This window comes from bacterium (assembly GCA_013360195.1).
In the GTDB taxonomy this organism is placed as follows: Bacteria; Electryoneota; RPQS01; order RPQS01; family RPQS01; genus JABWCQ01.
In genome coordinates this window covers 40,220-64,455 of the sequence record JABWCQ010000013.1, presented here as the reverse complement: position 1 = coordinate 64,455, position 24,236 = coordinate 40,220, and the positions used below count along the sequence as shown (strand labels likewise).

Sequence of the window (24,236 nt, the reverse complement as noted above, 5' to 3'; positions counted from 1 at the left end):
GCAGCTACATTTTCTTTGCGGCATCACCGGCGGCCGCGGTGTCAACGGCGGCATTGGTCGCAGCGGATCGAATTGTCGCCATATCGTAAGGTTCGCCTTCAGCCTTTTTGCCTGCCGCTGGAGGAGGCGAATTCCATAGAGTCATTACGTACGCGGTGATCATCTTGATCTTCCGCTCTCCCAGTATTGGTCCCCATGTCGGCATGCCCTTCGCGGCGACGCCATTGACGATGGTGTTCATGATGTTCACCTCGTCGGGACCATGGATCCAGAAATTGTCCGTCAAATTGGGTCCGATTCCGCCTTCACCATACGCTCCGTGACACGAGACGCAGAAGGTGCCGAAGTACTTCTTGCCGGCGGCGACCGGGTCTTTGTCATAGAACCCTGAGGCAACGAGTTCGGCTTCACGCTGCTCAGCGAGCAGAGCAGCCTTTGCCATATCGCGCTTCAAATAGTCTCTCGGAAGCAGGTTGAACATGTGAACGAGTGGCGTATATACGACCGCGAACACAACGCAAATCAAAAACAGCTGCACCCACCACTTCGGCAGCGGATTGTCCGCTTCCTGAATCCCGTCGTATTCGTGGTCGAGCAGCTCTTGTTCGGGAATGAAGTCACCCGGCAAAAGTTCTTCGGGCTTATTGTCGCGATGCTTATCGCTCATGAGGAAAGACCTCTCGTAGAATGCGAGTTAGTTACTTGTTCGTCGTCGTCCTGTAGCGGAAGATGACTCTCGGTTTCAAAACGGTTCTTCTTGCCGGAAAATGTCCACCAAATTACAGCGGCGAAAGCTACGAACATGATGATCAACGAGATAATCGACCAGATGTTCGAACCGGCATTTGTTATCATATCTCGCAGCATTATTGTCCTGCCAGAAGTTGTACGGGCTGTTTACCGAGCCTTTGCAGATAAGCGATGACCGCCACCATTTCCTTGTTCTCCATGCCGGTGATGCCCTCAGCGGCAAGTCGTTCTCCGACTTGAGCTGCCTGTGACCTCATGGCCGCAGGAGCATTCTCGATATCAGATTCGCTGTACGGAACATTCAGAATTACCTGTGCTCTGAGTTTTGCCTGGATATCCTCTATGTTCAACTCATTTTCAGCGAGCCACGGATAGCGGGGCATGATGGAACCTGGCGATGTCGAGCGCGGGTCCATGAAATGCAGGTAATGCCAGTGATCCGGATACTTGCCGCCGACACGAGCAAGGTCCGGTCCGGTTCGCTTCGATCCCCATTGGAAGGGGTGATCATATTCGAACTCGCCCGGCTTGGAGTATTCGCCATATCGCAGCACTTCGTCCCGCAGGGGTCTAATCATTTGTGAATGGCAGTTGTAGCAGCCTTCACGGATATAGATATCGCGACCTTCGAGCTCCAGCGGCGAATATGGAACAGCCGCGCTCGCATGAATGGGAACATAGCTCTTCGGCATTAAAAGCGGTCCAATTTCAACAATACCGCCGATCGTTATGAGAACCGTGGTTAGAATTGCAAATGCGAACGGCTGGCCCTCAAGCACGTGGTGCCAATAGGTCTTCCCGCCATAATTGGCCGGCTTCAGGCTTGCCAGCGACGGCGCGGTCACCTCTTCGTCCTCCACCACCTCTGCTTTTCTAACCGTCTTCCAAACGTTGTAGCACATCAAGATGATTCCGGCAAGGTACAGCAATCCGCCAAGAACGCGGGTATGGTAAAACGGCAGTATTCGCTGTGACGTTTCGACGAAATTTGGATACTGAAGTAAGCCATCGGCATCAAATGCGCGCCACATCAATCCCTGCATAATTCCCGCAGTCCAAATCGGTACGATATAAAGCAGAATGCCGATTGTTGCAACCCAGAAGTGCGTAGTGGCCATTCCTTTTGAATAAAGTTCGGTTTTCCACAGTTTAGGCACAAGATAATAAAACATGCCAAATACCATGAATCCGACCCAACCTAAGGCTCCGCCGTGCACGTGTGCAACGGTATAGTCTGTGTAATGAGTCAGCGAGTTGATGGCCTTGATGGACATCATCGGTCCTTCGAAGGTGGACATGCCGTAAAATGTCACGGACAGCACAAAGAACTTCAGAATCGGATCCTGCCGGACTTTATTCCATGCGCCGCGGAGCGTCAGCAGGCCGTTCAGCATGCCACCCCACGATGGCGCAATCAGCATAACGCTGAACACCGCCCCGAGAGTCTGCGCCCAATCGGGCAGTGCAGTGTAATGAAGGTGATGCGGCCCTGCCCAGATATACATGAAGACCAATGCCCAGAAGTGGATGATTGACAGCCGGTAACTGTAAACGGGACGGTTTGCGGCCTTGGGCATGAAGTAATACATCATTCCCAGAAATGGTGTCGTCAACAGAAACCCGACGGCATTATGTCCGTACCACCACTGCACCAGCGCGTCCTGCACGCCGGCAAACACCGAGTAGCTCTTGAAAAGTGTGGCCGGTACTGCAAGGCTGTTGACAATATGAAGCATGGCAATGGTCAGCACCGTCGCGATGTAGAACCAGATTCCGACGTAAAGGTGACGCTCACGTCGCTTCATAATTGTGCCGAAGAAGTTTATTCCGAACACAACCCAAACGAGTGCAATTAAGACGTCAATGGGCCATTCAAGCTCCGCATACTCCTTACTGGTCGTAATGCCAAGCGGGAGTGTAATTGCCGCCAGCACAATTATCAGCTGCCAGCCCCAGAAATGAATCTTTGAGAGTGTGTCGCTGTACATGCGCGTCTTCAGCAATCGCTGCATGGAATAGTACACACCGGCGAAAATCGCGTTTCCGGCAAAGGCAAAAATCACGGCGTTTGTATGAAGTGGACGAAGCCGCCCGAACGTCAGCCATGACGTGTCAAAATTAAGCTGCCAGAAGGCCAGCTGTGCCGCAGCAATGACACCGACAAGCATGCCCACGACACCCCACAATAGGGTGACAATCGTGAACTTGCGGACGATGTCGTAATCATAGCGAAAGGTTTCCATCGCCATACAGTTACTTCCCGTCTTTATCTTTAGATGAATCTGCTTCGTCCAAGAGAATTCGATGCGCCGGTGATTCGAGATCGTCGAATTGACCGCTGCGCACAGCCCATAAATACAGAACAACAAACACGAGGATGAATATCACCGCCAGTGCCATCAGCCAATAGAGGATGTTCATAGCTTGCTGCCGCGGACGGCCAATGTCAAAACCGTAACAGAAGAAAGAGGCATGAGCAGGGCGGCCAAGAGCGGTGAAACGAGTCCCGCCATGGCCAATCCGGCTCCAAGTGCGTTGTATCCAATTGCAATAATGACATTGCGCTTGATTGTCCGCATCGTATTGCGGGACAGAGTCACCAGCTCTGCGAAAGCGGCCGGTCCACGCCGCGAAACAAACACGTCCGCCGAACTGCGGGCGACATCCGCAGCCTCTGCCGCTGAAACACCCACAGTTGCCCGGGATAACGCGGCTGCATCGTTCACTCCATCGCCAAACATCGCCGTGCGGACACCACCGGACTCAAGCTCATTTACCCGAATCAACTTTTCTTCCGGCGACGCGTCGCCACGGGCGTCTGATATATCCAGAGCCGCCGCAACTCGCATCACTTCATCCGTTCGATCTCCGCTCAATAGTTCGACGGTCACGCCTTTACCTTGCAGGTTCTCGACTGCGAGTTTGGCATCCGGGTTGATGGGATCAGTGACCAGAAACACCGCGCAAACACGACCGTCTCGCGCTGCCTGCACATTGCCTTCTGTGTTCGCCGTCCAAGCCCCCTCGGTGCATTCCATTTCCCGCATGAACCGCCGCGAACCGATTGCAATGGTTTGACCGTCCACGTTTCCGGTAATCCCTTGGGGAAAAACCTGCACATCGTTGGCTGGAAGCGATTTTTGCCCGGTTTGACGGAGCGCCGCACCAATCGGGTGTACCGCAAATCCCTCAAGAGTCGAAATCTGCGTCATCAATCTCTCGCGATCGGCAATCGACAAATGAGGCGCGAAATGCGACCGCACCAATTCAGTCTTACCGGAAGTTAATGTCCCGGTTTTATCGAGGATAGCATGCCGGACTGTCGCCGCGCGTTCTATCGCCTCTGCAGACTTAATGAACAGTCCACGTTTGGCGGCGCGTCCCATCGCGACTGACAAGGCAACCGGTGTCGCAAGTCCCAGAGCACAGGGACAAGTAATTACGAGCAGAGCGGCAACATTCCATAGTGCCTTGCTGTGGTCGATATTCCACCATATGACAGCTGTTACCACCGCAAGGGTTAGCACTGTGGCCACAAAATATCCGGCGATTTTGTCGTGAAGCCGGACGATGTCGGCTCGCTGACTTGCCGCCCTGCGAATCATTTCGGAAAGCTGCGAAAGTCTGGTAAATGCACCCACCGCAGTTGCTTGCAATCTTAGCGGTACAGATACTACCTGTGAGCCTGCATAGACCGTTGCCCCCACATCCTTGAACACTGCATAAGACTCTCCCGTCAAATGCGACTCCGTCACCCAAGCGGCTTGAAGGGCGACGCCGTCCACGGCAATAACATCACCGGGTAGAAATAACAAAGTGTCTCCAGCATCTGCGGCCGCAAGAGCGATATCCTCCACTTTTCCATCCGATTCCCGGCGAACTGTCCGCGGTGCCTGTTCAATAAGCGTTTCGGCTGCATCTGCCGCCCGAGCAGTCGCCCTGCTCAAAAGCATTCTGCCAACTAGCAAGAGAAAAACGAGAACGGCAAGGCTGTCGAAATACACCTCGCCGCGTTCCTGTACCGTTGCGACCACGCTGACCGACATGGCGGCGATTATGCCAAGACTGATGGGCAAGTCCATGTGAAGCATCCCGGCTTTCAGGCCGGATATCGCGCCGCGATAGAAGGGCTGAGCGGAGTACAGCACAGCCGGAAGCGCAAGCCCGAAACTGATCCAACGAAAGAGATTTGCCAAATCTTCTTCAATTCCCGTGAACTCTCCGGCATACAGCGCCGCCGCGAGCAGCATGATGTTTCCTGCCACCGCTCCGGCAACCCCCATTTTGAGCAGTAAACTCCGGGTCTCCTTCTTTCGAGCTTGTGCAACGCTGTCCTCCAGCAGAGGATGCGGTGTGTAGCCGAATCTGTCCAGCGCATGTGCCAGCCGGCTTAGTCTAATTATGCGTGGGTCAAAGACAATTTCGACAATATTGCGCCCCAAATCAAGCTGAGCGAATGTTGCGCCTTCACGCCCCAGCAGCACCTTTTCAACCAGCCACGAGCAAGCCGCGCAGTGCACACCTTCCAAATAGAATCGGATGCCGAGTAGTCCTTCAGCTCGAGGCTCCGCGTATCTCTTCAGGAATTCAGCATCATCAAAGTATTGAAACGTTTTCCCCGATATTCGCGCAGGTCCGATTTTGCCTGCGCCGAGATTCTCCCTGATGGAATAGTAGTCCTCAAGGTTCGATTCATGAAGAATCGCATACACTGCTTCGCAACCTGCGCAGCAGAATGCCTCCCCGGTCTTCAGTTGTCGCGCAGGCGGGACAGGAAGTGAACAGTGTGCGCACTTTTGAATCTGCTTCACTTCTCCAATCGGTTCTCTGCGCTTTTCGTTCATGCAATCTTGGAATTTGAGGAGGCGTAATCCGAAGTGATCGGTGGCTGTCTGAAAAAGTGTTATCGTCTGGCTGGGAAATAAACAGCTAAATCGGACTAAATTAGTCTGTTTTTAACTTGTTGATTTAATTCTTTACCAAAGCGTCCAGAATCTGTGCTCTGGAGTAAATGCTGTCCGTGTCGTATGCAACCGGAACTTTCTTTATCATAATGCATCATTGCCGCAAAATCAACCCCGTGGCCGAAGTTCTTTTTGGCTGTTTTCAAGCCCAAGAGGCGGTTTCCATTCAACAAAAAAGCCGGACGATTCCGTCCGGCTTGAGTCAAACAACGCCAATTCACTAAGGTCCGACTTGCGACCGAACGCGGACTGACGTCACTCTTCCAATTGATGCTTGAGCGGGTATTGTGCAGGACGTGTCCGGCGTAACGGTTGTCGTTTGCCAAACACCCGCTGAATCTTCCTGCTCTACAACGTAAAAAAGTCCATCAGGGTTACACATCCGGAAAGGCTTTGCCGATCGCCAATTGAGGTTTAAGGAGTCGCCTGCCAGAACCTCGACGGACAACTCATCCGGCGGCCACGGATTCTCAGTGTGCGGCGTGTGATATGCTCCGATCTCGATGAAGGTCAAATCATCATCGCAGTCCAAAAGCGGGTCGCCGGCATCCATGCAATCAGAATTCTCCAGTATGCGAAAATCTCCGGCACCGGAATTGACAAATCCCGCGACAGCAAAAATATTTGAGTAGATATCCGAACCGTGGTCAAGGTGGTTCCCGGCTATGAGAAGTCCAATTTGTGAGGGTCCGTGACCATTGCTATTCTGGTGGAAGGTGAAGTTGGCCTCAGCGTTGCGGTCGAAATTTGAATACTCTACTCGTGAAGCTGCGCCGTTTCGGAAGTGAATTGCGGAGCCGTTTTCGGCAATCATACAGGAGGAAATCAATGACGTCGAGTTCTCCACGTAAGCTGCCGAACCAAGTTGAGAGGAATTTGATACGATGGTGCATCTTGTCACGTGCGACGAGTCATTCAGTAATGACAATCCGCCACCACTCAGAACGGAGTAATTGTCCAGGATCAGTCCGCGCGAGAGGTTCACGTTCGAGCCTTGAATCAAGTATGCTCCGCCGCTTTCAAGCGCACTGTTACCTCTGCATTCAAACCGGTTTATCTGCCCGGAACTGGCGGACAGGTAAGATGCTCCTCCTTGCGCGGCTGTGCTTCGAACAATCACCATACTGTCGCAGTTAAACTCGGAATTGGAACTGTATACTGCGCCTCCGAATCGACTTGCTTGATTGTCCTCCATTCGGCAACTTTGAAGGTTCAAACTTGAATTTCGCAAATGGATCGCCCCTCCATCCTCTGCGACATTATCCTCCAGTATTGAGCCACTGATGTCAATGGTCGATCCTTCTCCGGATATCGCTCCTCCGATTTCAGAACTGCAATTCCGAAGGATAGAGTTCTGTATTGAAATCGACTGACCTGCTTGGAGCCGAACCGCGCCTCCGGACGGTGAACTGCAATTCTCAATCACGCAGTTTAACAACTCAGGATTGCCGGATACGACAAGAATTCCTCCGCCAGCCGTGGTTGCATTGGATTCGCGTATCTGACAGGACTGGAGTCTTGGAGATGAACCGTGAAAGAAGCTGACTGCACCGCCTGCGCTATCTATTGGCCACGATTGAGCACGCTCAATGATTGCGTGTGAAACCTCGGAATTTGATGATCCAGCGCCTGCAAATCGAATTCCGCGCCACAATGTCAAATTTGAGATTGAATCCGCAGTAAAGCGTACTTGCTCGCTCTCTGTTCCGTCGACCGTCAACGTTCCATAGACAATAATCGCATAAGGACCCATAAACTCCAGTTCAGTCCCTGCCGCAATCGTCCAAGTTTGATTCTCAGGGACAATTATGTCACCGAATACACGGTGATACTCTCCCGAGAGCTCACCTGTTTGAACTCCCCATACTCCCGACCCGATCTCTGTTTGTGTTGCTTCAAAACACCCCAAGTCAGCGAGGCTCAAGGCCGGACTTGGTCTGGATGACAAGCTTAAATCGATTGCGAAACCGGAATTCGTTGCATTGAGCGCCGGGCTCGCCGGGTTCTCGGTCTGAAGTGAGTATGGCTCTGCGGAATCTTCATTGAATCGCGGATTTTCAAATATGTTCCCGAATCCATCCGTCTGTGTGCCGTTGGCATTCTCGGTTGTAATTAGTCCGAAGCCCGACGGGAATGAACCTCCGAATTGAGGATTTCCAACTGCGTGAAAAAGCGTATTCCGTATCGTCCAAGCCACGCTGCCGGCCGCGAACCCCGTACCGGGTGTTGCCCCGTTTCCAGTCTCCGTTACGCGATTCGCGATAATTGAATTCAGCAGCGTGCCCGGTGTGTTATTGACAAAGAACGCGTGTCCCACAGTGGAGACATTATCAGCGATTGTACAGTGCTCATAGAGCGGGTTGGAGTTGCCGATCCAGACGCCGCCGCCTGCGCGACCGGAGTTGTTTCCGCAGATCAGTCCATTGACAACCCGGGATACGGATTCATTCATGAACAGTCCGCCGCCCAGACTGTCGGCATGATTCTCGGAGACGCGAGTTCGAATGATGTCCGGGCTCGAAAGTGTCAGGTAGATACCGCCGCCGTTCATTCGGGCATAGTTCCCCCGGACTTCGCAATCCGTCAAATCGACGTCTGCGTCCGTTGCGAAGATTCCGCCTCCGGATGAATCTGTGACATTGTTCGAGAATCGACAATTGTAGAATCGCGGGTTGCTTTCAATGGTACAGAGGCCGCCCCCCGTCCCGGTCGAGCTATTATTCTCAATTACGCAATTCGTAAACACCGGTTCACACTGGAGTCGACAGAATACCCCTCCGCCACCTGTGCCATTCGAACGGTTATTCCTGATGATGCAATCGGTCAGTGTAGCCCGTGAGTAGCGGCTAATCTTGATCCCGCCGCCACGATCTGCCGAAGAATTGCCTTCAAACAAACACCGTGTGAATATCGGATTTGCACCCAACCTGTAGCAGTGAATGCCGCCACCGTCATCGGCCGATACGTTGCCAATGAACTGACAATCCGTGAATCTTGGCGAAGCTTCCCAGCAATAAGCCCCGCCGCCGTCGCGTAACAGGGTGCGGTTTTCAAGGATAAGGCATGAATCAAGGGTAGCAGTCGTCAGGCTGTCGTAGAAGTAGAGAGCGCCGCCTTGTGATGACTCCGAGACGTTACGCTGAAAAAGACAGCGGCGGAAGCTTGGTTGACCCGAGGCCATGACCGCTCCGCCGCTGTTGAAACTGATATTATGACTGAATTCGCAGTCTATGTAAGTAGGCGCGCCAAATCGAGTGTGTATTGCCCCGGCTTCCTTACCCGAACTATTGCGGTCAAATCTGCACCGCTCAAACCGTGTTCCGCTCGAATTGTTTATGAATGCCGCTCCACCGTCCTTGGCTGAATAATTGTCGGAAAAACAGCAGTCAAAACAGTGCGCACTCGTCCCTCCGCTTACAAAAAGTGCACCGCCGTTTCCGCCTGCATAGTTATTTCGAAATGAAGTGTGACGAAATACGACCAGCGTACCCGCGCCGCTGATGAACGCCGCCCCCCCTGTGCTGTCACTGGAATTACTCAGGATCGCATTCCCGTCCTCAATAACGCAGTAATCAAAAATCGAGCTGTCTGCGCCGATGAGACGAAGTCCTTTCCAGCCGCGGACAAGGCCTTCTCTGCCATCTGAAAGAAATCGGATCGAATCAGTTTCTGTGCCAATTGCGCGTAAGTGACCGTTGATTATGAACTTGTGGTGGCCTGCGAAATTAACGACCACACCCGGCTCAATGATCAAGCTGCTCCCATTCGGAACCGTGATATTACCGGTCTTAATGACGTAAGGGCTGTTGGCTGCCGTCCATGTGCCGGAGACATTGCCGGGAGGCACAAGAGTCCGGGCAAAGCTGCCGGACTCGCAAAGCACCACGACAAACATCAGGACACAAAGCCTGCACCAACCACCAATGGCCACAGAAACTCCACATTTTCATTCAGTTTCAAATCCAGGCCGCAGTACACGCACGCATCAAGCTCGAAATGGCCACAATTACCAATGTTAAGCACAGAACTGTGTCGAGTCAAGACCTCAAGCTATACTAAATAAAGTTATGTCAGATTATTCCAGGCAAAAGAACCCGGCAGTAAGCCGGGTCCAGTAGATTCGAGTCTTTTGACCTATTTCTTTCCCCTAAGTGCTTTTGAGAGCCGCATTTGCAGGACAATACCAAGAACCGCGTAACTTGCGGTTAGTATCCAGGGAGCCGCTTCAAGGGATAACCTTGACACGAGCCACAGATTTGCAGCGGCATTCAGACAAATGACCACAGCAATCCATGGAATTGCAAAACGTGGACGACCCAACCCAACCAGTATGTTTGCTCCGGTGCTGAACAGGGGCTCAAGCAGTGCGGCGGGGAGGAGCGCGATGACGAATGGGATTGCATCCTTATATTTTTGCCCAAGCATCCATGGAATAACCGGGTCAGCGTAAAACCACAGGACAATTGCCGAAGGTATGCCCACTGCCCAGACCCCGGCGAGGGCAAACTTCAGCTTGCTTGCGAGCTTGGGGAGGTCACCCTCTGCAGCCAATCGTGCAGCCATTGGGTATAACAAGAAGTTCATTGCCTGCGAAGCTAAGGCAAACAAGCGTAAGAATGTCTTCGCGGCAATATAAGGTGCAAGCTGTGCCGGATTCTGAATTGTACTCAAAACGAGGAGGTCGCCTTGCTGGAAATAGATGTCACCAATGGCGAGCATCCCGGTCCACTTTCCGAAGTGAGTGGCCTCGCGGTAATCAGACATGGTAAAAGTCGGCCTGAGCACGATCGGGTAACGGATAACCCCCGCTAAGGACGAGAGGACGATGGCACCGGTATTCACTGCCAATGCCGTTTCAGCGTCCACCAGCCACCCGAACTTTGCAAAGACGATAAAACCGGCAAGGCTGCCAAAAAAATAGCAGGCTTCGATCACGAAGACTCGTCTGAGCCGGCTTTCGGCTTGACCTAAAGCAATGGCCAGATCGCGCGGAACCAATATCAAAAGCGCAAAGCAGGTTAAGCCGGTTTCCACAGTGGATAGCCCCAATGCCGGCATGACTGCTGCGCCCAATGCGATTCCAATTAGAGTTGTACCCAGCGATAGTCCGACAATTGCCCCCAGGACTCGGTCACCGGAGCCGGATGCCCATCGTTGAACAAGAGTCAGGGCCCACAACCCGCGTGTACACATTGCCGCGACATTAAGGAATGCCCACGCCACTCCATACGAACCATATTCGTCGACAGGTAGGGCGCGCAGCAGCACAAAGATGACGCCCAGTCCATAAAGTGCCGGAAGCCCTTTTATGGCGAGTGCCCAGCCAGCCTTAAGAAGGGCGCCAGACCCGCCTGCCTTTGTAACCAGCCTCTTCAGAATTCCTCGCTACTTGTTCAAGAACTGCAATTTAGCTAATTTTGTGATAATATGGTAGCGCAGCGCGCGAACCTTTTGGACTGTTTAGGCGTCTAACAGGGGTATCGCTAACCCGGAGTTTCTCTTTGCATCTTCTTATCTTACTTTTCGTCATTCTTGGGTCAATTCGAGCGGAAGCTCAAATGCCCAATTTCTCTATCACAGGCATCGTTGCAGATTCACTGACCGGCGAACCCCTCGAATACGCGACGTTCATCTTGCATCGTGAACAGGACAGTACTCAAGTAACCGGCATTGCATCAAAAGAGAACGGTCACTTTCGACTGGACAGCCTTCGCCCGGGACGCTACTTCGCCAGAGTGAGCTTTCTCGGATACGACCTGAAGACGCTTGCGGACCTGAAGCTTAACCGGGAGAAGCCTCGACTCGACCTGGGACGGATTCTGCTTGCACCCTCAGGGTTAACGGCAGACGAAGTCGTGGTGGAAGGAGAACGGCTTTCTGTTGAATATCACGTCGAAAAGAAGGTCATCAATGTCGCCAAACAGAACATAGCTCCGACGGGCAGTGCCGCAGATATTCTTGCACAAGCACCATCAGTCACTGTTGACATCGAAGGCAATGTCAAACTGCGAGGCAGCTCGAATTTCACGGTGATGATTGACGGCCGACCGTCCGTGTTGGATGCAAACGACGCGCTGCAGCAGATTCCGTCCGGAACTATTGACAGAATTGAAATAATCACCAATCCCTCCTCACGATACAGCGCCGAAGGAACAACCGGTATAATCAATGTCATTCCACTGAAGCGCGGAGCAAACGGTGTTTCCGGTCAAATTAATGCACGGTCGAGCATTGATGAAAGGCGTGGTGCTGATTTCACGCTCTCGCAGCCGGTAGGCAAGTCTGCATTGACGATCGGAGGGAATGTGGGCATTGGACGGGATCCCGGCGAATCCGAAAGTCTGACGCGAACAACGTTTGAAGACGTTACCACCACCGTAACGAGCAACGGCAGTTCAGTAGGTGTACGTGACAACTACAGCCTCCGCGCCGAACTCGATGTGCCTGTTAATGACCGCAACAGCTTTGTGTTCGGGGGTCGTTTTGGAGAGCATGCATTTGGCCGCGTTTCAAATCAGCTGACAACTGAATCGGTCAATGGCTCCGCGGACGTGCTTCGTTCGATTTCGCGAAACAATACGGAACGAGCGTTCCAGCACATGCACGGATTCGCCAATTGGAAGCATCGGTTTGATGATAAGGATCACGAGTTGACCCTTGACTTGAGTTTCGGCGGCCGAGACGGGGATGAAGAGGTGCTCACCGAACAGATTGCAGAATCGGGGTCCATGATGTCCGGGATCCTCTCTCGCGAAGACGGACCGGGACGAAGGCTTGAATTCAAAACCGACTATGTGCGGCCATTGGGAGGAAAGAGAAAATTTGAAGCTGGATTGTCATCGCAGTTCAATCGCTTCAACAGCGACAACAGCAACAGCGAGCTTGACACGACCAGCGGCAGTTACGTAGAGCAAACTCAGTTCAGCAATGGCACGAAATTCAGACGTTTCATGCCTGCCGGATACAGCATGATTTCCGGTGACTTGAAGTGGTTTGAGTATCAACTCGGACTTCGAGGCGAGTATCTGGACAGGACCGTAGAAGAAACTCAAACGACACAGGCAATCTCTCTGTCTCGATTCGATCTATATCCGAGCGTGCACACTGCAACACACCTCGGCGGAACGAAGGAACTCTCTCTGAGCTACACACGGAGGGTGGAGCATTCACGCCCCTGGTTCCTTGAACCGTTTATCACTTGGGAAAACAGATTCAATGTGCGGCAGGGAAATCCCGGAATTCTGCCCGAATTTATCGACTCCTATGAACTGGGATATCAGACGAACATCTTCAAACAATTCGCTTCTGTCGAAGGCTTCTATCGGGTCAAGCACAACAATGTCGAAATGCTGCGCAGTGTCTACTCGGAAAATGTAACCCTGACACGACCCGAAAACGTCGGCCGTCAATTTTCGCTGGGAACGGAGTTGCGTTCAGATATAATCGTCCGCAAAGGCTGGTCGATTGGGCTATCAGGCAATCTCTATGACATGCGGGTCAATGGCGAGACCGACGGGCGCTCGTTTGACGAGCATACGTTTACCTATGACGGGAAACTCAACAGCATCACTGCGCTCTCAAAGAACACCAGGCTGCAAGTTGACGCCAATTATAACGGTCCATCGGTCACTTCGCAAGGCGAAACCGAACCGTTCTTTTCCGCCAATCTCGCCGTCAGGCAGGACTTCATGAAGAAGGCCCTCAGTGTCTCGCTTCAAGCGCGCGATATCTTCGCGACTGCCAAACGGGAATCTACGATTGACACGCCTTTATTGTACAGCTATGACTATTCCAAAAACGATTCGCCAATCGTAACATTGAGTCTGAGCTATACATTTAACAATTTCAAGAAGAAGCAGGACTCCCGCAGCGACGGTAACGGCGATGATTTCTAAATCGGCTTGAAAGCAAATACAAGAAGAGGGCTCGCACGTCGCGAGCCCTCTTGATTTGAAGCGAAACGCATTGACTAGCGAACCAGCACAACTCTTGTAACACTATGTCCTGACGGCATCGACAATCCTAAAAAGTAACTTCCGCTGGCCAGTCTCTGCGCATTGAATAGCAAGCTATGCCGGCCTGCCAGGAAATAGTCATCCGCAAGTACTTCGACAAGCCTTCCTGTGACATCATAGACCCGAATCGTTCCCCGGCCACTTTCTCGTATGTCAAAAGCTACATTCGTCGTCGGGTTAAACGGATTCGGCCAGACAGAGAAGTTGAAGTCATTCGGGGAAACCGGTGTTAACTTATCGTCTACCCCCAAGACACTTGAACCGTAACGGAATAGTGAGTTGTAAATGGTAACTGCCCAGCAATGGCTTGAATCAGTTGCCATCATTGTGCGAATCCAATCCGTGTTAATAACCGGATGACGTTGCCACGTGTCACCACCGTCACGGCTTTGTATGATTTCATTGAAGTTCCAGACAGCCCAGATGTTATCCACGCTCGTCGCGATGAGCTTCTTAACTTCATTGCTGACCGGGACCGCAACAACTTCCCAGTTGTCCCCTTCGTCCTCTGTTCGAAGAACAGAATTGTTCACGGCATTGACAATGAACCCTAATTGTTGGGACGCAAACTCCACTTCGGTGAAAGCAAGCGTCGCATCTTCAAACACCTCAATGTCCCAGTTCTGTCCGCCATCGGAGCTGTGTGCTCGAACGTTCAAGTAATTCTCAGGTTCCGGCCAATCGCTGATATGCCTGAATCCCACGGCCCAGATATTATCTGCGTCGGCAAAATCAATATCACTGAATCCGACAGAGTCAAGGAGTGAGAAATCGCTCCACGTGTTGCCGCCGTCGGTGGTTGTTAAGATTGTCTGTCCTGCGACTGCGACTCCATGTGAACTGTCCCAAAAGTCCAGCGCGCTCACGTTCCAGCCTGCAAGACCATTCGTCGCCTCCCAATTTTCACCGCCATTGTATGTGCGAAGAAGCGTGCCGGTATTCGCCAATAGCCAGCCAGTGTCACGGCTCACAAAGTCTCCAAGGTTATAGCGGTCGTTCGTCCCGCGCGACAAATCGTCCCAAGTCTGCGTACCGTCACTTGTCCGCCATATTACGTCACGCTGAACTCCATCAACTGTCCGCGAACCGAACAGCCAGCCTCGTAAGGAATCTACGAAGACTCCGTCCACGATACCCCCTAAATCAAGTCTCTGGCTCAGATTCTCCCAGTTTCCCCCGCTATTCTCGGAGTGCAGTATGTGTCCGTAACTGCCGCCAACCCATACGTGACTTGAATCGCCTGAGTCCATCATATTTAATCCGATACCCGAGTTTGCTTGATAGGTTGACCAGCTTTCACCGCCGTCATCCGTCGAGAGAATTTTACGGTGATTGCCTCCAAACGCAATCCAGCCGTGCCGCGCGTCCGCAAAGGTGAGTTTCGCATAGCCGAACGCGGTCGTGTCTGGCCTTTGAGTGGTCCAGTTATGTCCTCCATCGGTTGTCTGGTGAAGAGTTCCGCTTGATGAAACTGCCCAGCCGTTGTCCTCGTCAAGGAAACATACATCGCTAAAGTAGGTGTCGCGGAAAAAGTACTGATTGTACCAGCTTATGCCACCATTAAATGTGACGAGGACTTGACAAGTATCTCCAATCGATCCATGGGCAAGAGCCCACCCTAAATCCGGGGAGACAAAATCAATGCCCGAAATCCACGCACCCGTGAACACGGATAGCGTATCCCAAGTGTCACCGCCGTCCACAGTTCCCAAAATCATGTCTGGACCGTTAGCCCTTGCGCGAGCCAGCACCCAGCCGTAATTCCTGTCAATGAAATCGACGTCGTTGATAAAATGTGATACGTTTGCCGCCTGCTGCACCCACGTAGTGCCCCCGTTCTCGGTGTGCAAGATCAGCCCCATTTGACCCGCATTGGCGACACCTCCAACAACCCAGCCGTATTCACTGTCCACAAAAAAAATAAGCGGCCGTGGCACCCGGACAGGTGCAAACAACCGCTCCCAATTACGCCCGCCATTATAGCTCCGGTGGACTATTCCCGCTTGGTCACCCATCCAAAGCGTATCCGCGGTTACCGCTGAAATTCCCCAAATCTGCATGCCCGTTGGTCGCGGTGTCCGCCATTCCCATGTTTGCCCGCTAACCCCGGAGCAAATGAGCATCAAAGAAAGCAATCCCCAGACGATGTGACGCATAGCCGCCTCGAATTTCTGATGACCCGGCATCGTATCAACCTCAAAATACTGCTTCAAGTGGCGTTAATCAAGCTTCTGTGACAATCGCACAAAAGCACAGACCTCCTTGCTCAGTAAACACAATAGTCTGACTTCCGCTGCCAATATCCACAAAAATTGCTATCTGCACGTCAATTTGTTATTTTGGAGCGTTCACTCTAATGAAATGTGGTATTAGTCCTAAATATGACTGAATATAGAAACTACAAACTACTGGTTTACTCGCTCTTCCTGTTGTCGGGTGTATCCGGCCTTATCTACCAAATCGTCTGGACTCGAATGCTCGTTCTGGTGTTCGGAAACACGATGCTTGCCACCGCAACAGTGTTGTCCGCATTCATGGGGGGACTGGCGGCCGGAAGCTACATACTTGGCAGATATATTGACCGCAAGCCACGATCACTGCTGCAGGTCTATGCGGTTCTCGAAGCAGGAATCGGCATCTTCGCATTGCTCTTTCCGTTCGTGATTGATGCGGCTATGCCGTTGTACACGTATCTATTTCGTGCCGTCGAAGGCAGCATCGTCAGTCTCAATCTAATCCGCTTTTTTGTTTGCTTCCTCATCATAGGAGTACCGACGTTTATGATGGGCGGTACACTGCCCGTGCTTATCAAGCGCTTCACGAGATCCGAGGACACAATTGGCAGTGAAACCGGATTCCTGTATGGTCTGAATACTGTTGGCGCCGTGCTGGGGACATTTTCTTGTGGCTATTTCCTGCTTCGGTTTCTGGGAATGCAGCACACGACGTGGATTGCGGTGGCTATCAATCTGGGAGTCGCGGGTGCCGCATGGCTGCTCGCTAAAAGTGCCAATGAGAAGTCACTGGTATCTGCAGCGGAATCTGCATCTGCGCACGAACCGGGCACGCAATCGCCCTACAGCCCATTTGTTATTAAAATGGTGCTCGTGGGAATTGCCATTTCCGGTTTCTGCGGACTCGCCTATGAAGTCTTCTGGACCCGGATGCTGAACATGTTCCTGCACAATAACATTTACTCATTTACAGCAATCCTCGGGACTTTTCTGATTGGCATTGCTGTCGGGAGCTTGTTTTACGCACGTGTTCTCGCACGCTCAAAGCACCAAATCCCGGTTTTCGTCATATTGCAGCTCGGCATAGGAATCATCTCCTTTGCCACACCGTTTATCTTCCGCCTGTTCCACTCAACGATTTTCAACCGATTTGACGAGACACTCACACTTGTCAAGACCGCACTGGTCATGCTCCCACCGACGATTATGATGGGCATTGCTGTGCCGCTCGCAATTCAGATTTGCCGAAAAGGAGTAAACAAGGAGGGTACAAGTGTTGGAACGGTATACGCAGTCAATACCATCGGTGCGATCCTGGGCGCGTTTCTCGCCGGGTTTGTGCTTCTTCCGCTGACAGGCCTTCATAAAGGTGTGTTGATCGTTGCATCCTTAAATCTGATTGCAGCAGTCCTGCCGCTTATCGCCGTATCACGAAGCACGCTGAGGCCAGTTTGGGCTGCGGGCGCCGTTGGCATTATCGCCCTTCTCTTTATTACCGCACCGCAACATTTATTCAAGAGTCTGTTCCAGGCGGCGCATCCCTATGCCGATATTGTCTATTATCAGGAAGGGAGGATTGCCAATGTCGTTGTGTATGACTTTAAGAACCTCGGATACAAGGACTTTCACCTCAACGCAGTAAACGAAGCGTCTTCGCGACTCTGGCACGTTCAACTGTTCAAACTGCTTGGATTACTTCCCACGGTATTGCACGAGGAGCCCGATGACGCTCTCATGATTGCATTCGGAGCCGGAATGTCCGCCGGAGCAACCGCGTCCAACATAAAGTCGCTGGATTGCGTCGATCTAAATCCGGACATCAAAGGCATTGCCGAAGCCTACACGAGAGAGAATCTTGACGTTTACAATCAGCCGAATTTTCATCAAGTTGTAAATGACGGTCGAAACGCCTTACTTTTGTCTGATCGGGAATACTCAATGATCATTTCCGATGCGACGAATCCCAAAATGTTTGATTCGTGGACGCTTTATTCTCAGGAATTTTATGAATTGGTGAAGTCCCGGCTGAAGCCCGGCGGAATCTTCTGTCAATGGGCATTGATTCCGCTGCCTGCCGACGCTATTAAGACAATCTTTAACACTTTTCGCTCGGCTTTCCCGCACATGAGTGTATGGGTGATTCACGGCTCTTCGCAGATCCTCATGCTTGGAACTCCTGAGAGATTGAACATAGATTATGCCGAACTCAGCGAAAGGCTTGAACCTCTTTACGAGAAATCGGGCCTCGCCGAGTTCGGGATTGACAGTCCCGAGAAGTTTCTCAGCTTCTTTGCATTGGGTGAAGACGGTGTTGCGCGAATGCTCGATGGATTCGAAAAAGTAAGTACTGATAATTTGCCGTATGCTCAATTCATCGTTTCACAGGATAGTCGGGGAATCGACAATTGCTTGGATATTGTCCGCTATCAGGAGTCCATTCGCAATTACATCGATCCCGGTTCGGGAGTGCCCGGGGATTTCCCGGCCAAAATGTCGGTCTATGAAGACCTCGCACGCAGATTAAACACTGGTTTCTTGACCGGAGATCAGTCTAAGTTCAGCGAAGCAGTCTACGTTGCCCAGCAATCTGCGCTGTACGACGCGAATGTTGAACATCACATAAACGCCTGTCCCGAGAAAATCAGACACTTCGAGTTGTATCTTGGAAGAAATCCTGATGACTTGACTGTAAGGAATTCACTCGGAGTTTTCTACCTGAACTCTAATCGGCCGCAAGATGCTGAAGCGGAGTTCGGCCGCGCGTTACAGTTGTCCCCGGATCACACTGTGGCGCGACTGAATCTCGCCCGTGCCCAGGCCAGGCTGGGTAAGTTCGATGATGCGGTTGAGAATCTGCTGCAAGCCAAATACCTGAAACCGACCAAGAGTATCTACGACGCAATTCCCGTTCAAATGAATCGCGTTCGAGCTATGCGGAAATCCGCGGCTTTCCCGGATTCCGTCAACCTGCTTGTTGGTCTCGCTTCCGCAGAATATGCGGACGGAGACATAGTCGCCGCCGTGAATACGCTGCGGCGGGCAATCAGCATGGATTCTGCAAACGCAATACTTCTGAACAACTTCGCCATGCTCTGCGAGCGGCACGAATTTGTCGCGGATGCCGCATGGGCCTACTCGCGGCTTCTTCAAATTACGTCGCGAGACCTGACTGTCGAGAGTAAATATCGGCAGTTCAGCAAGCTTGCTCTCGATTCAAGTGCGTTACGCACTTGGGAGAGCAGCCGGCTGGTCATTCCTGTAATGGATCATCCTGCAAAGTCAGATGACACACATCCGCACACTTGCGATGAGGCATTGGCAATTTGGAACGACGCCGATCCGTCCGGAGCGGTTGAGGAGGCTAGGCTGCGACGTGCAGCGGAACTTTATGTACAATCGACGGAAATTAATCCGGACGATGTTCATGCCTATATCGATGCAGCCGCAATCTATGAATTACTTGGCGACATTGATCGCGCCGCCGGCCTATGGACAGTGGCTTCTCGCAAACGTCCCGACTTGCCTTATCTTTCGCAAAGAGCAAACATTCTCCGCGCAACATCCTTGCTGGCAAAAAGCAATTTCAGTGGATGTGAAAGGGCGGAGCAGCTAAGTCAGCTTGCCTTGAACTATAGGCAGCTTAATGAACCGGAACAGGCGGTTGTGTATCTGCGCGAAGCAACAAAACTGTGTCCCGGGAGCGAAAAGTACGCAAATGAACTAAGTACTGCGCGTATGGAATCAGGTATCTTCCATGAAAAACCGGTCGCTTCAGGTACCGTAGCAACTGAATGAACAACCGACAAGTAATTGAAAAAGGGGCTTGCCGTATTGGCAAGCCCCTTTCTGTTTGCCCCAAAGAGGACAGAATCTATAAAGTCGCCTTCACTCGGTCGGCTTGAGTCATTGCTGCCAACTCGGCAACCTCATCAATCCGCAAACCAAGTCCTTTGGCCACTCCTTCACCATACTTCTTGTCCACCTTATAGAACAGAGCGGTTTGCCTCTTCTGAATCCGTACCTGCGCGTTCTTCAAGTGTGCGACAATGTTTCCAATCAAGTGTGCGCGGTCGGTGTCCGTCATTACGTTGCGGAAGAGTTCACCCGGCTGCACAAAGTCGTCTTCGGTTAGTTCGAAGCCAAATCGGTCTATGACACCCGTCAGTGGAACAGGAGGTTCGCTGTACGATGCATCGGGAGACGGTCCGCCGAAGCTGTTCGGCCAATAATTCGGTGCGCCACCGCCATTGTCATCCGTCCGCATAGCACCGTCGCGTTGATTGTTATGCTCGCCGCTCACTCTCGGCGCATTGACCGGAATCAAATGATAGTTTGCGCCGAGACGATGACGATGTGTGTCATGATAACTGAATAGACGTCCTTGCAGCATTTTGTCCGGTGACGGTGCGATTCCCGGCACGACAGTTCCAGGCGAGAAGGCTGCTTGCTCGGTGTCGGCAAAGTAGTTCTTGGGGTTGCGATTCAAGACCATCTTCCCAACCGGAATCAGTGGTGCATCGGCATGCGGCCAAACCTTTGTTATATCGAATGAATTGTAGCGGTACTTCTCGACTTGCCCGGGAGTCATTATCTGCACATACACGTTCCATGCCGGAAAGTCGCCCTTGTCAATGGCATTGTACAAGTCTCGTGTCGCAAAGTCAGGATCCTCTCCGGCGAACTTGGTCGCTTCTTCGCGCGTCAAGGTCTTGTTGCCTTGCGCGGTCTTGAAGTGAATTTTGACCCAAACGTATTCGTTCTTCTCATTGTACCACATGAACGTGTGTCCGCTGTAGCCGTTCATGTTGCGATAACCGTACGGTGTGCCGCGATCCGAAAATAGTACGGTTACCTGATGAACTGACTCCGGAGTCAACGACAGAAAGTCCCAAAACATGTCCGCATCCTTCAAATTGGTCGCAGGATTGCGCTTCTGTGTGTGAATGAAGTCCGGGAATTTCAGAGGGTCGCGTATGAAGAAAACCGGAGTGTTATTGCCCACAAAATCATAGTTTCCCTCCTCCGTAAAGAATTTTACCGCGAATCCGCGCGGATCGCGTTCCGTGTCCGCCGAGCCCTTTTCTCCTCCTACCGTCGAGAATCTTGCAAATACCTCCGTCTTCTTGCCAATGTTCGATAGAAACTTTGCCCGTGTGTACTTGGTTACGTCATGAGTTACTTCAAAGTAACCCCAGGCGCCTGCGCCCTTGGCATGTACGACTCGTTCCGGGATCCGCTCGCGATCGAAATGCGCAAGTTTGTCAAACAAATGAATATCCTGTGCAAGCACGGGGCCGCGTTCTCCGGCTGTCATGGAGTTCAAATCGTCGCGAACCGGTGCGCCTTGACTGGTCGTCAAGGTCTTCTTTGTCTCCGACATTTCTCTTTCCCTTTATTCTTGAAAACTATTCCGACCTTTAAGGTCATCATCTGTGTTTTTCGCGCATGCTGCGCATAAACCGCGCAGCTCCACTTGCGTTGCCGTCACAACTCCCATCGCCAATACCGACTCTGGCACATCCAAGGCATTAAACTTTTCACAATAGAAATCCTCAGTCTTGCCGCACTTCGTACATACAAAGTGATGGTGTGGTGACGTGTTTGTGTCAAATCGCACCCGGTCGTGGGTTGGACCCAAAGTGGTGATGAGCCCTGCTTCCTTCAGCATCCACAGTGTGCGATATACTGTGTCCAATGAAATTGTCGGAACCCGCTTTCGTACCTGTTCATATACGGACGAAGCGTCCGGGTGGTCCATCCGGCCAGCCACCTCTTTCAGTACCTCAAGCCGCTGATGTGTCAGTTTCACACCTGCGAGCTTCAATCGGTTCGCATACCGCGTTAGCTCTTGTTCCGACTTGGCCAAGTCATTACCTGCCATTGGTTACTAAATAAGAATTATTCTTAATTAAATATACATATTCATTGCATAACAATCAATTCCTCGTAAACATTTGTAAATAAAACGATAAACAAAAAACCCCTGTCAAATGACAGGGGTTTTCATGAAGCAAGTGAATCTATATTAGCCCGATGGCACCCATAAGGGTGATGAATATTCCCATCAAGCTCTCGCCGGCAATGATACCCGACGCGGAAGCCACGGTAAACTGTTCGGCGTTGTCGGGACGCATCCTTGAGTATACTAGTGCAATCACACCTCCGATAAACATCGAGAGTGCGTTGTAAAAAGGTAAGACAAACGCTAGCCCCAAACCCATTGCCGAGGGTATCCACTGCCGCCATTTAGGAAACAGCCGCTCAGCCATCGGAATCATGAGACCGACGATGCCGCCAATCACCAGTGCTGCTCGGGCGGTAGGGTGGAGGGATTCCAATCCGTTCGAGAGAAGTCGAGCGACGGATGCCCAAACTTGTGCCGCCGGAGCGGGAAATTTCGTCGAACCAAGGATCGAAACATCTGGCACGACAAGAAAAAACGCCGGTACGGTGACTGCCGTTCCGATGAATATACCTGCGAACTGTGCCAAAAACTGTTTACGAGCGTTGGCACCCAAAACGTAACCGCTCTTCAAGTCTGTCAGCAGGTCCGATGCCGAGTCCGCGACGCCTGCCGTGATACATGCCGACATCAGGTTCGTGTTCATCTGCTTCGGAGCAATTGCTCCGAACGTGAGCTGAGTGATTTTTCCCATCGCGCCGACCGGTGTGGTATCCGTTTCTCCGCAGGCACGGCAGGCCACGAGCGCAAGGAAGAATGAGAGGAATACCGCAAGCAGCGCCATCCACCATGGCACCAGAAAGTACACGGACGCCAGCAGCACAATTCCAATGGTTCCAATTACCATGCCACCCGCAAACCATGTTCCGGGTACTTCAATTCGTTCCAGCGGATCCTCCTCATCCTTGCGCTTGGAGCGTCGGAAAATACTCTTCAATCCCGAGAATGCGCGCAAAGCCGTCCGCCATTCAAACGCGAATGAGAGCAAACCGCTCGTGACCATGCACGCTGCGCCGCCCCAAAGACTCCATGACACGATGTTTCTGAATCCTCCCGGAGACATCGTGCTGCTTGAACCCGGCTCAAGTGTAAGCAGTGGCGCCGCCGAAACAAAACTTGGAATCGTATCCTTTAACGCAAGCGAAGACTCGACAAAAATCGCATCACGTAATGCGCTGTCAATGCGCATCTCAAAGCGTCGCCGCAAATATGCGTCCTCCGGCTCCATGACTTTCACTTTGCCGAAAAACGGATTCGAACCGCCGTCGGGAAGTGTCGGGCTGTTCAATGCCGCAGCCAGTGCGCTCAATTCCGGATAAGTCGTCTGCTGAGTCCAAGGATACGTAAGTACCATCGACTCCGACCCGTCTTCAATTAAGTAATCGCCCTTAGCCTTGACAATCTCAAGACTCAGGGCACTTCCGGCAGGAATTGTGAGAGGAAACGCCACATCCTGTGTGGAACGAATGTATGGTAACGGATGACCTATGACCTGCTTGTCCATCATCATTGGCGCAAGAACGCCCCAATTGAGAAGGCCGCCAATGAGAATGCTCACACACACTTTCATTCCCATTAGTGCTCCGGCGCCGACTAATATCATGCTTGCGTCAAATTGAATCGTGTACATTCCAAGACGCGAACCAAACGTATTGTACAAAGCTGGAATCCACGCGAACCAGTCACGGATCGCCGCAATCGCGATGCCTGTACCGCCGAAAGTGAATAGCAGTTTCGCCGACTTGGACTCGCCACCGTTACTGCCTACTCCGTGAAGACTCTTCAGTGTTTCAGCCGCAGCGATCCCCGACGGGAACTTCAGCCTTTCAATGTTGATCATCTGGCGCTTCATCGGTATGGCCATTGTCACACCAAGCACGGCAAGGAAGAATATCCACGCAGACAGCAATCCGTAACCGATATGCACCCCGTTGACAAGCAAATAGGCGCTTATGGCCGAGACGATCGTGCCGCCTGTCGAGTAGCCCGCCGAGGACGCCGTGCTCTGCATCGCATTGTTCTCAAGAATCGACATATCCGTCCTGATCCAGCGCGGAAAGGCTTTGCGCAGCGATTTCCAAATCGTGAAACTCAATATGCAGGACGTTATCGCCACTCCCAAACCCCAGCCCGTCTTCAGCCCGACATATAAATTCTGCAGCGACAGAAATGCGCCCAATATCGAGCCCATGATGATTGATCGTACCGTCAACTGCGGCATGTCGTCGCCGCGATAGACGTTTTCGTACCACTCCCGTTCAAGCTCCTCGGGAGTCATTTTCTTAATCGGAAGTTCGTCAGACATGATGTG

The 24,236-nt window shown here is 52.0% G+C and carries 13 protein-coding genes; 2 read left to right on the top strand and 11 right to left on the bottom strand.

All coding sequences use genetic code 11. From position 1 onward, the window contains the following. Positions 1-4: 4 nt before the first annotated feature. The 7 genes from HUU59_10050 to HUU59_10020 form a co-directional block, all read right to left on the bottom strand. Positions 5-667 carry a c-type cytochrome gene (locus HUU59_10050; protein NUO19778.1) on the bottom strand — a complete coding sequence of 221 codons (663 nt, stop codon included), beginning with the start codon at positions 665-667 and terminating at the stop codon, positions 5-7. Continuing rightward, positions 664-867 (bottom strand): cbb3-type cytochrome c oxidase subunit 3, encoded by a 204-nt coding sequence (locus HUU59_10045; protein ID NUO19777.1) that lies wholly within the window; start codon positions 865-867, stop codon positions 664-666. The genes HUU59_10050 and HUU59_10045 overlap by 4 nt, the downstream gene beginning before the upstream one ends. After that, positions 867-2,999 (bottom strand): cytochrome-c oxidase, cbb3-type subunit I, encoded by a 2,133-nt coding sequence (gene ccoN, locus HUU59_10040; GenBank protein NUO19776.1) that lies wholly within the window; start codon positions 2,997-2,999, stop codon positions 867-869. Before ccoN ends, HUU59_10045 begins: the two co-directional genes overlap by 1 nt. 4 nt (positions 3,000-3,003) lie before the next feature. Beyond that, the gene (gene ccoS / locus HUU59_10035; protein ID NUO19775.1) at positions 3,004-3,171 is read right to left on the bottom strand and encodes a cbb3-type cytochrome oxidase assembly protein CcoS; all 168 of its coding nucleotides are present in this window, start codon (positions 3,169-3,171) and stop codon (positions 3,004-3,006) included. Next, positions 3,168-5,594 carry a heavy metal translocating P-type ATPase gene (locus HUU59_10030; protein NUO19774.1) on the bottom strand — a complete coding sequence of 809 codons (2,427 nt, stop codon included), beginning with the start codon at positions 5,592-5,594 and terminating at the stop codon, positions 3,168-3,170. Before HUU59_10030 ends, ccoS begins: the two co-directional genes overlap by 4 nt. Before the next feature lie 340 nt (positions 5,595-5,934). Then, entirely contained in the window at positions 5,935-9,645 is a 3,711-nt protein-coding gene (locus HUU59_10025) for a right-handed parallel beta-helix repeat-containing protein (protein ID NUO19773.1), read from the bottom strand. Positions 9,646-9,848: 203 nt separating this feature from the next. After that, positions 9,849-10,982, bottom strand: a complete 1,134-nt coding sequence (locus HUU59_10020; protein ID NUO19772.1) for a lipopolysaccharide biosynthesis protein — start codon at positions 10,980-10,982, stop codon at positions 9,849-9,851. 290 nt (positions 10,983-11,272) lie between these two features. Between HUU59_10020 and HUU59_10015 the strand changes: the two genes are divergently transcribed. Then, positions 11,273-13,609, top strand: coding sequence for a TonB-dependent receptor (locus tag HUU59_10015; protein NUO19771.1), 2,337 nt, complete (start codon positions 11,273-11,275; stop codon positions 13,607-13,609). Between the two features lie 74 nt (positions 13,610-13,683). On the opposite strand, the gene HUU59_10010 is transcribed toward HUU59_10015, so the two are convergent. Then, positions 13,684-15,885: a T9SS type A sorting domain-containing protein gene (locus HUU59_10010; protein ID NUO19770.1), complete on the bottom strand. Its 2,202-nt coding sequence runs from the start codon at positions 15,883-15,885 to the stop codon at positions 13,684-13,686. 225 nt (positions 15,886-16,110) lie between these two features. On the opposite strand from HUU59_10010, the gene HUU59_10005 reads away from it, so the two are divergent. Next, the gene (locus tag HUU59_10005; GenBank protein NUO19769.1) at positions 16,111-19,758 is read left to right on the top strand and encodes a fused MFS/spermidine synthase; all 3,648 of its coding nucleotides are present in this window, start codon (positions 16,111-16,113) and stop codon (positions 19,756-19,758) included. Positions 19,759-19,834: 76 nt separating this feature from the next. Here the strand turns inward: HUU59_10005 and HUU59_10000 are convergent, their stop codons facing one another. From HUU59_10000 to HUU59_09990, 3 genes are all read right to left on the bottom strand, one after another. After that, entirely contained in the window at positions 19,835-21,343 is a 1,509-nt protein-coding gene (locus tag HUU59_10000) for a catalase (protein ID NUO19768.1), read from the bottom strand. A gap of 12 nt (positions 21,344-21,355) precedes the next feature. Then, the gene (locus HUU59_09995; GenBank protein NUO19767.1) at positions 21,356-21,844 is read right to left on the bottom strand and encodes a transcriptional repressor; all 489 of its coding nucleotides are present in this window, start codon (positions 21,842-21,844) and stop codon (positions 21,356-21,358) included. 139 nt (positions 21,845-21,983) lie between these two features. Beyond that, the gene (locus HUU59_09990; GenBank protein ID NUO19766.1) at positions 21,984-24,230 is read right to left on the bottom strand and encodes an OPT/YSL family transporter; all 2,247 of its coding nucleotides are present in this window, start codon (positions 24,228-24,230) and stop codon (positions 21,984-21,986) included. Positions 24,231-24,236 lie beyond the last annotated feature (6 nt).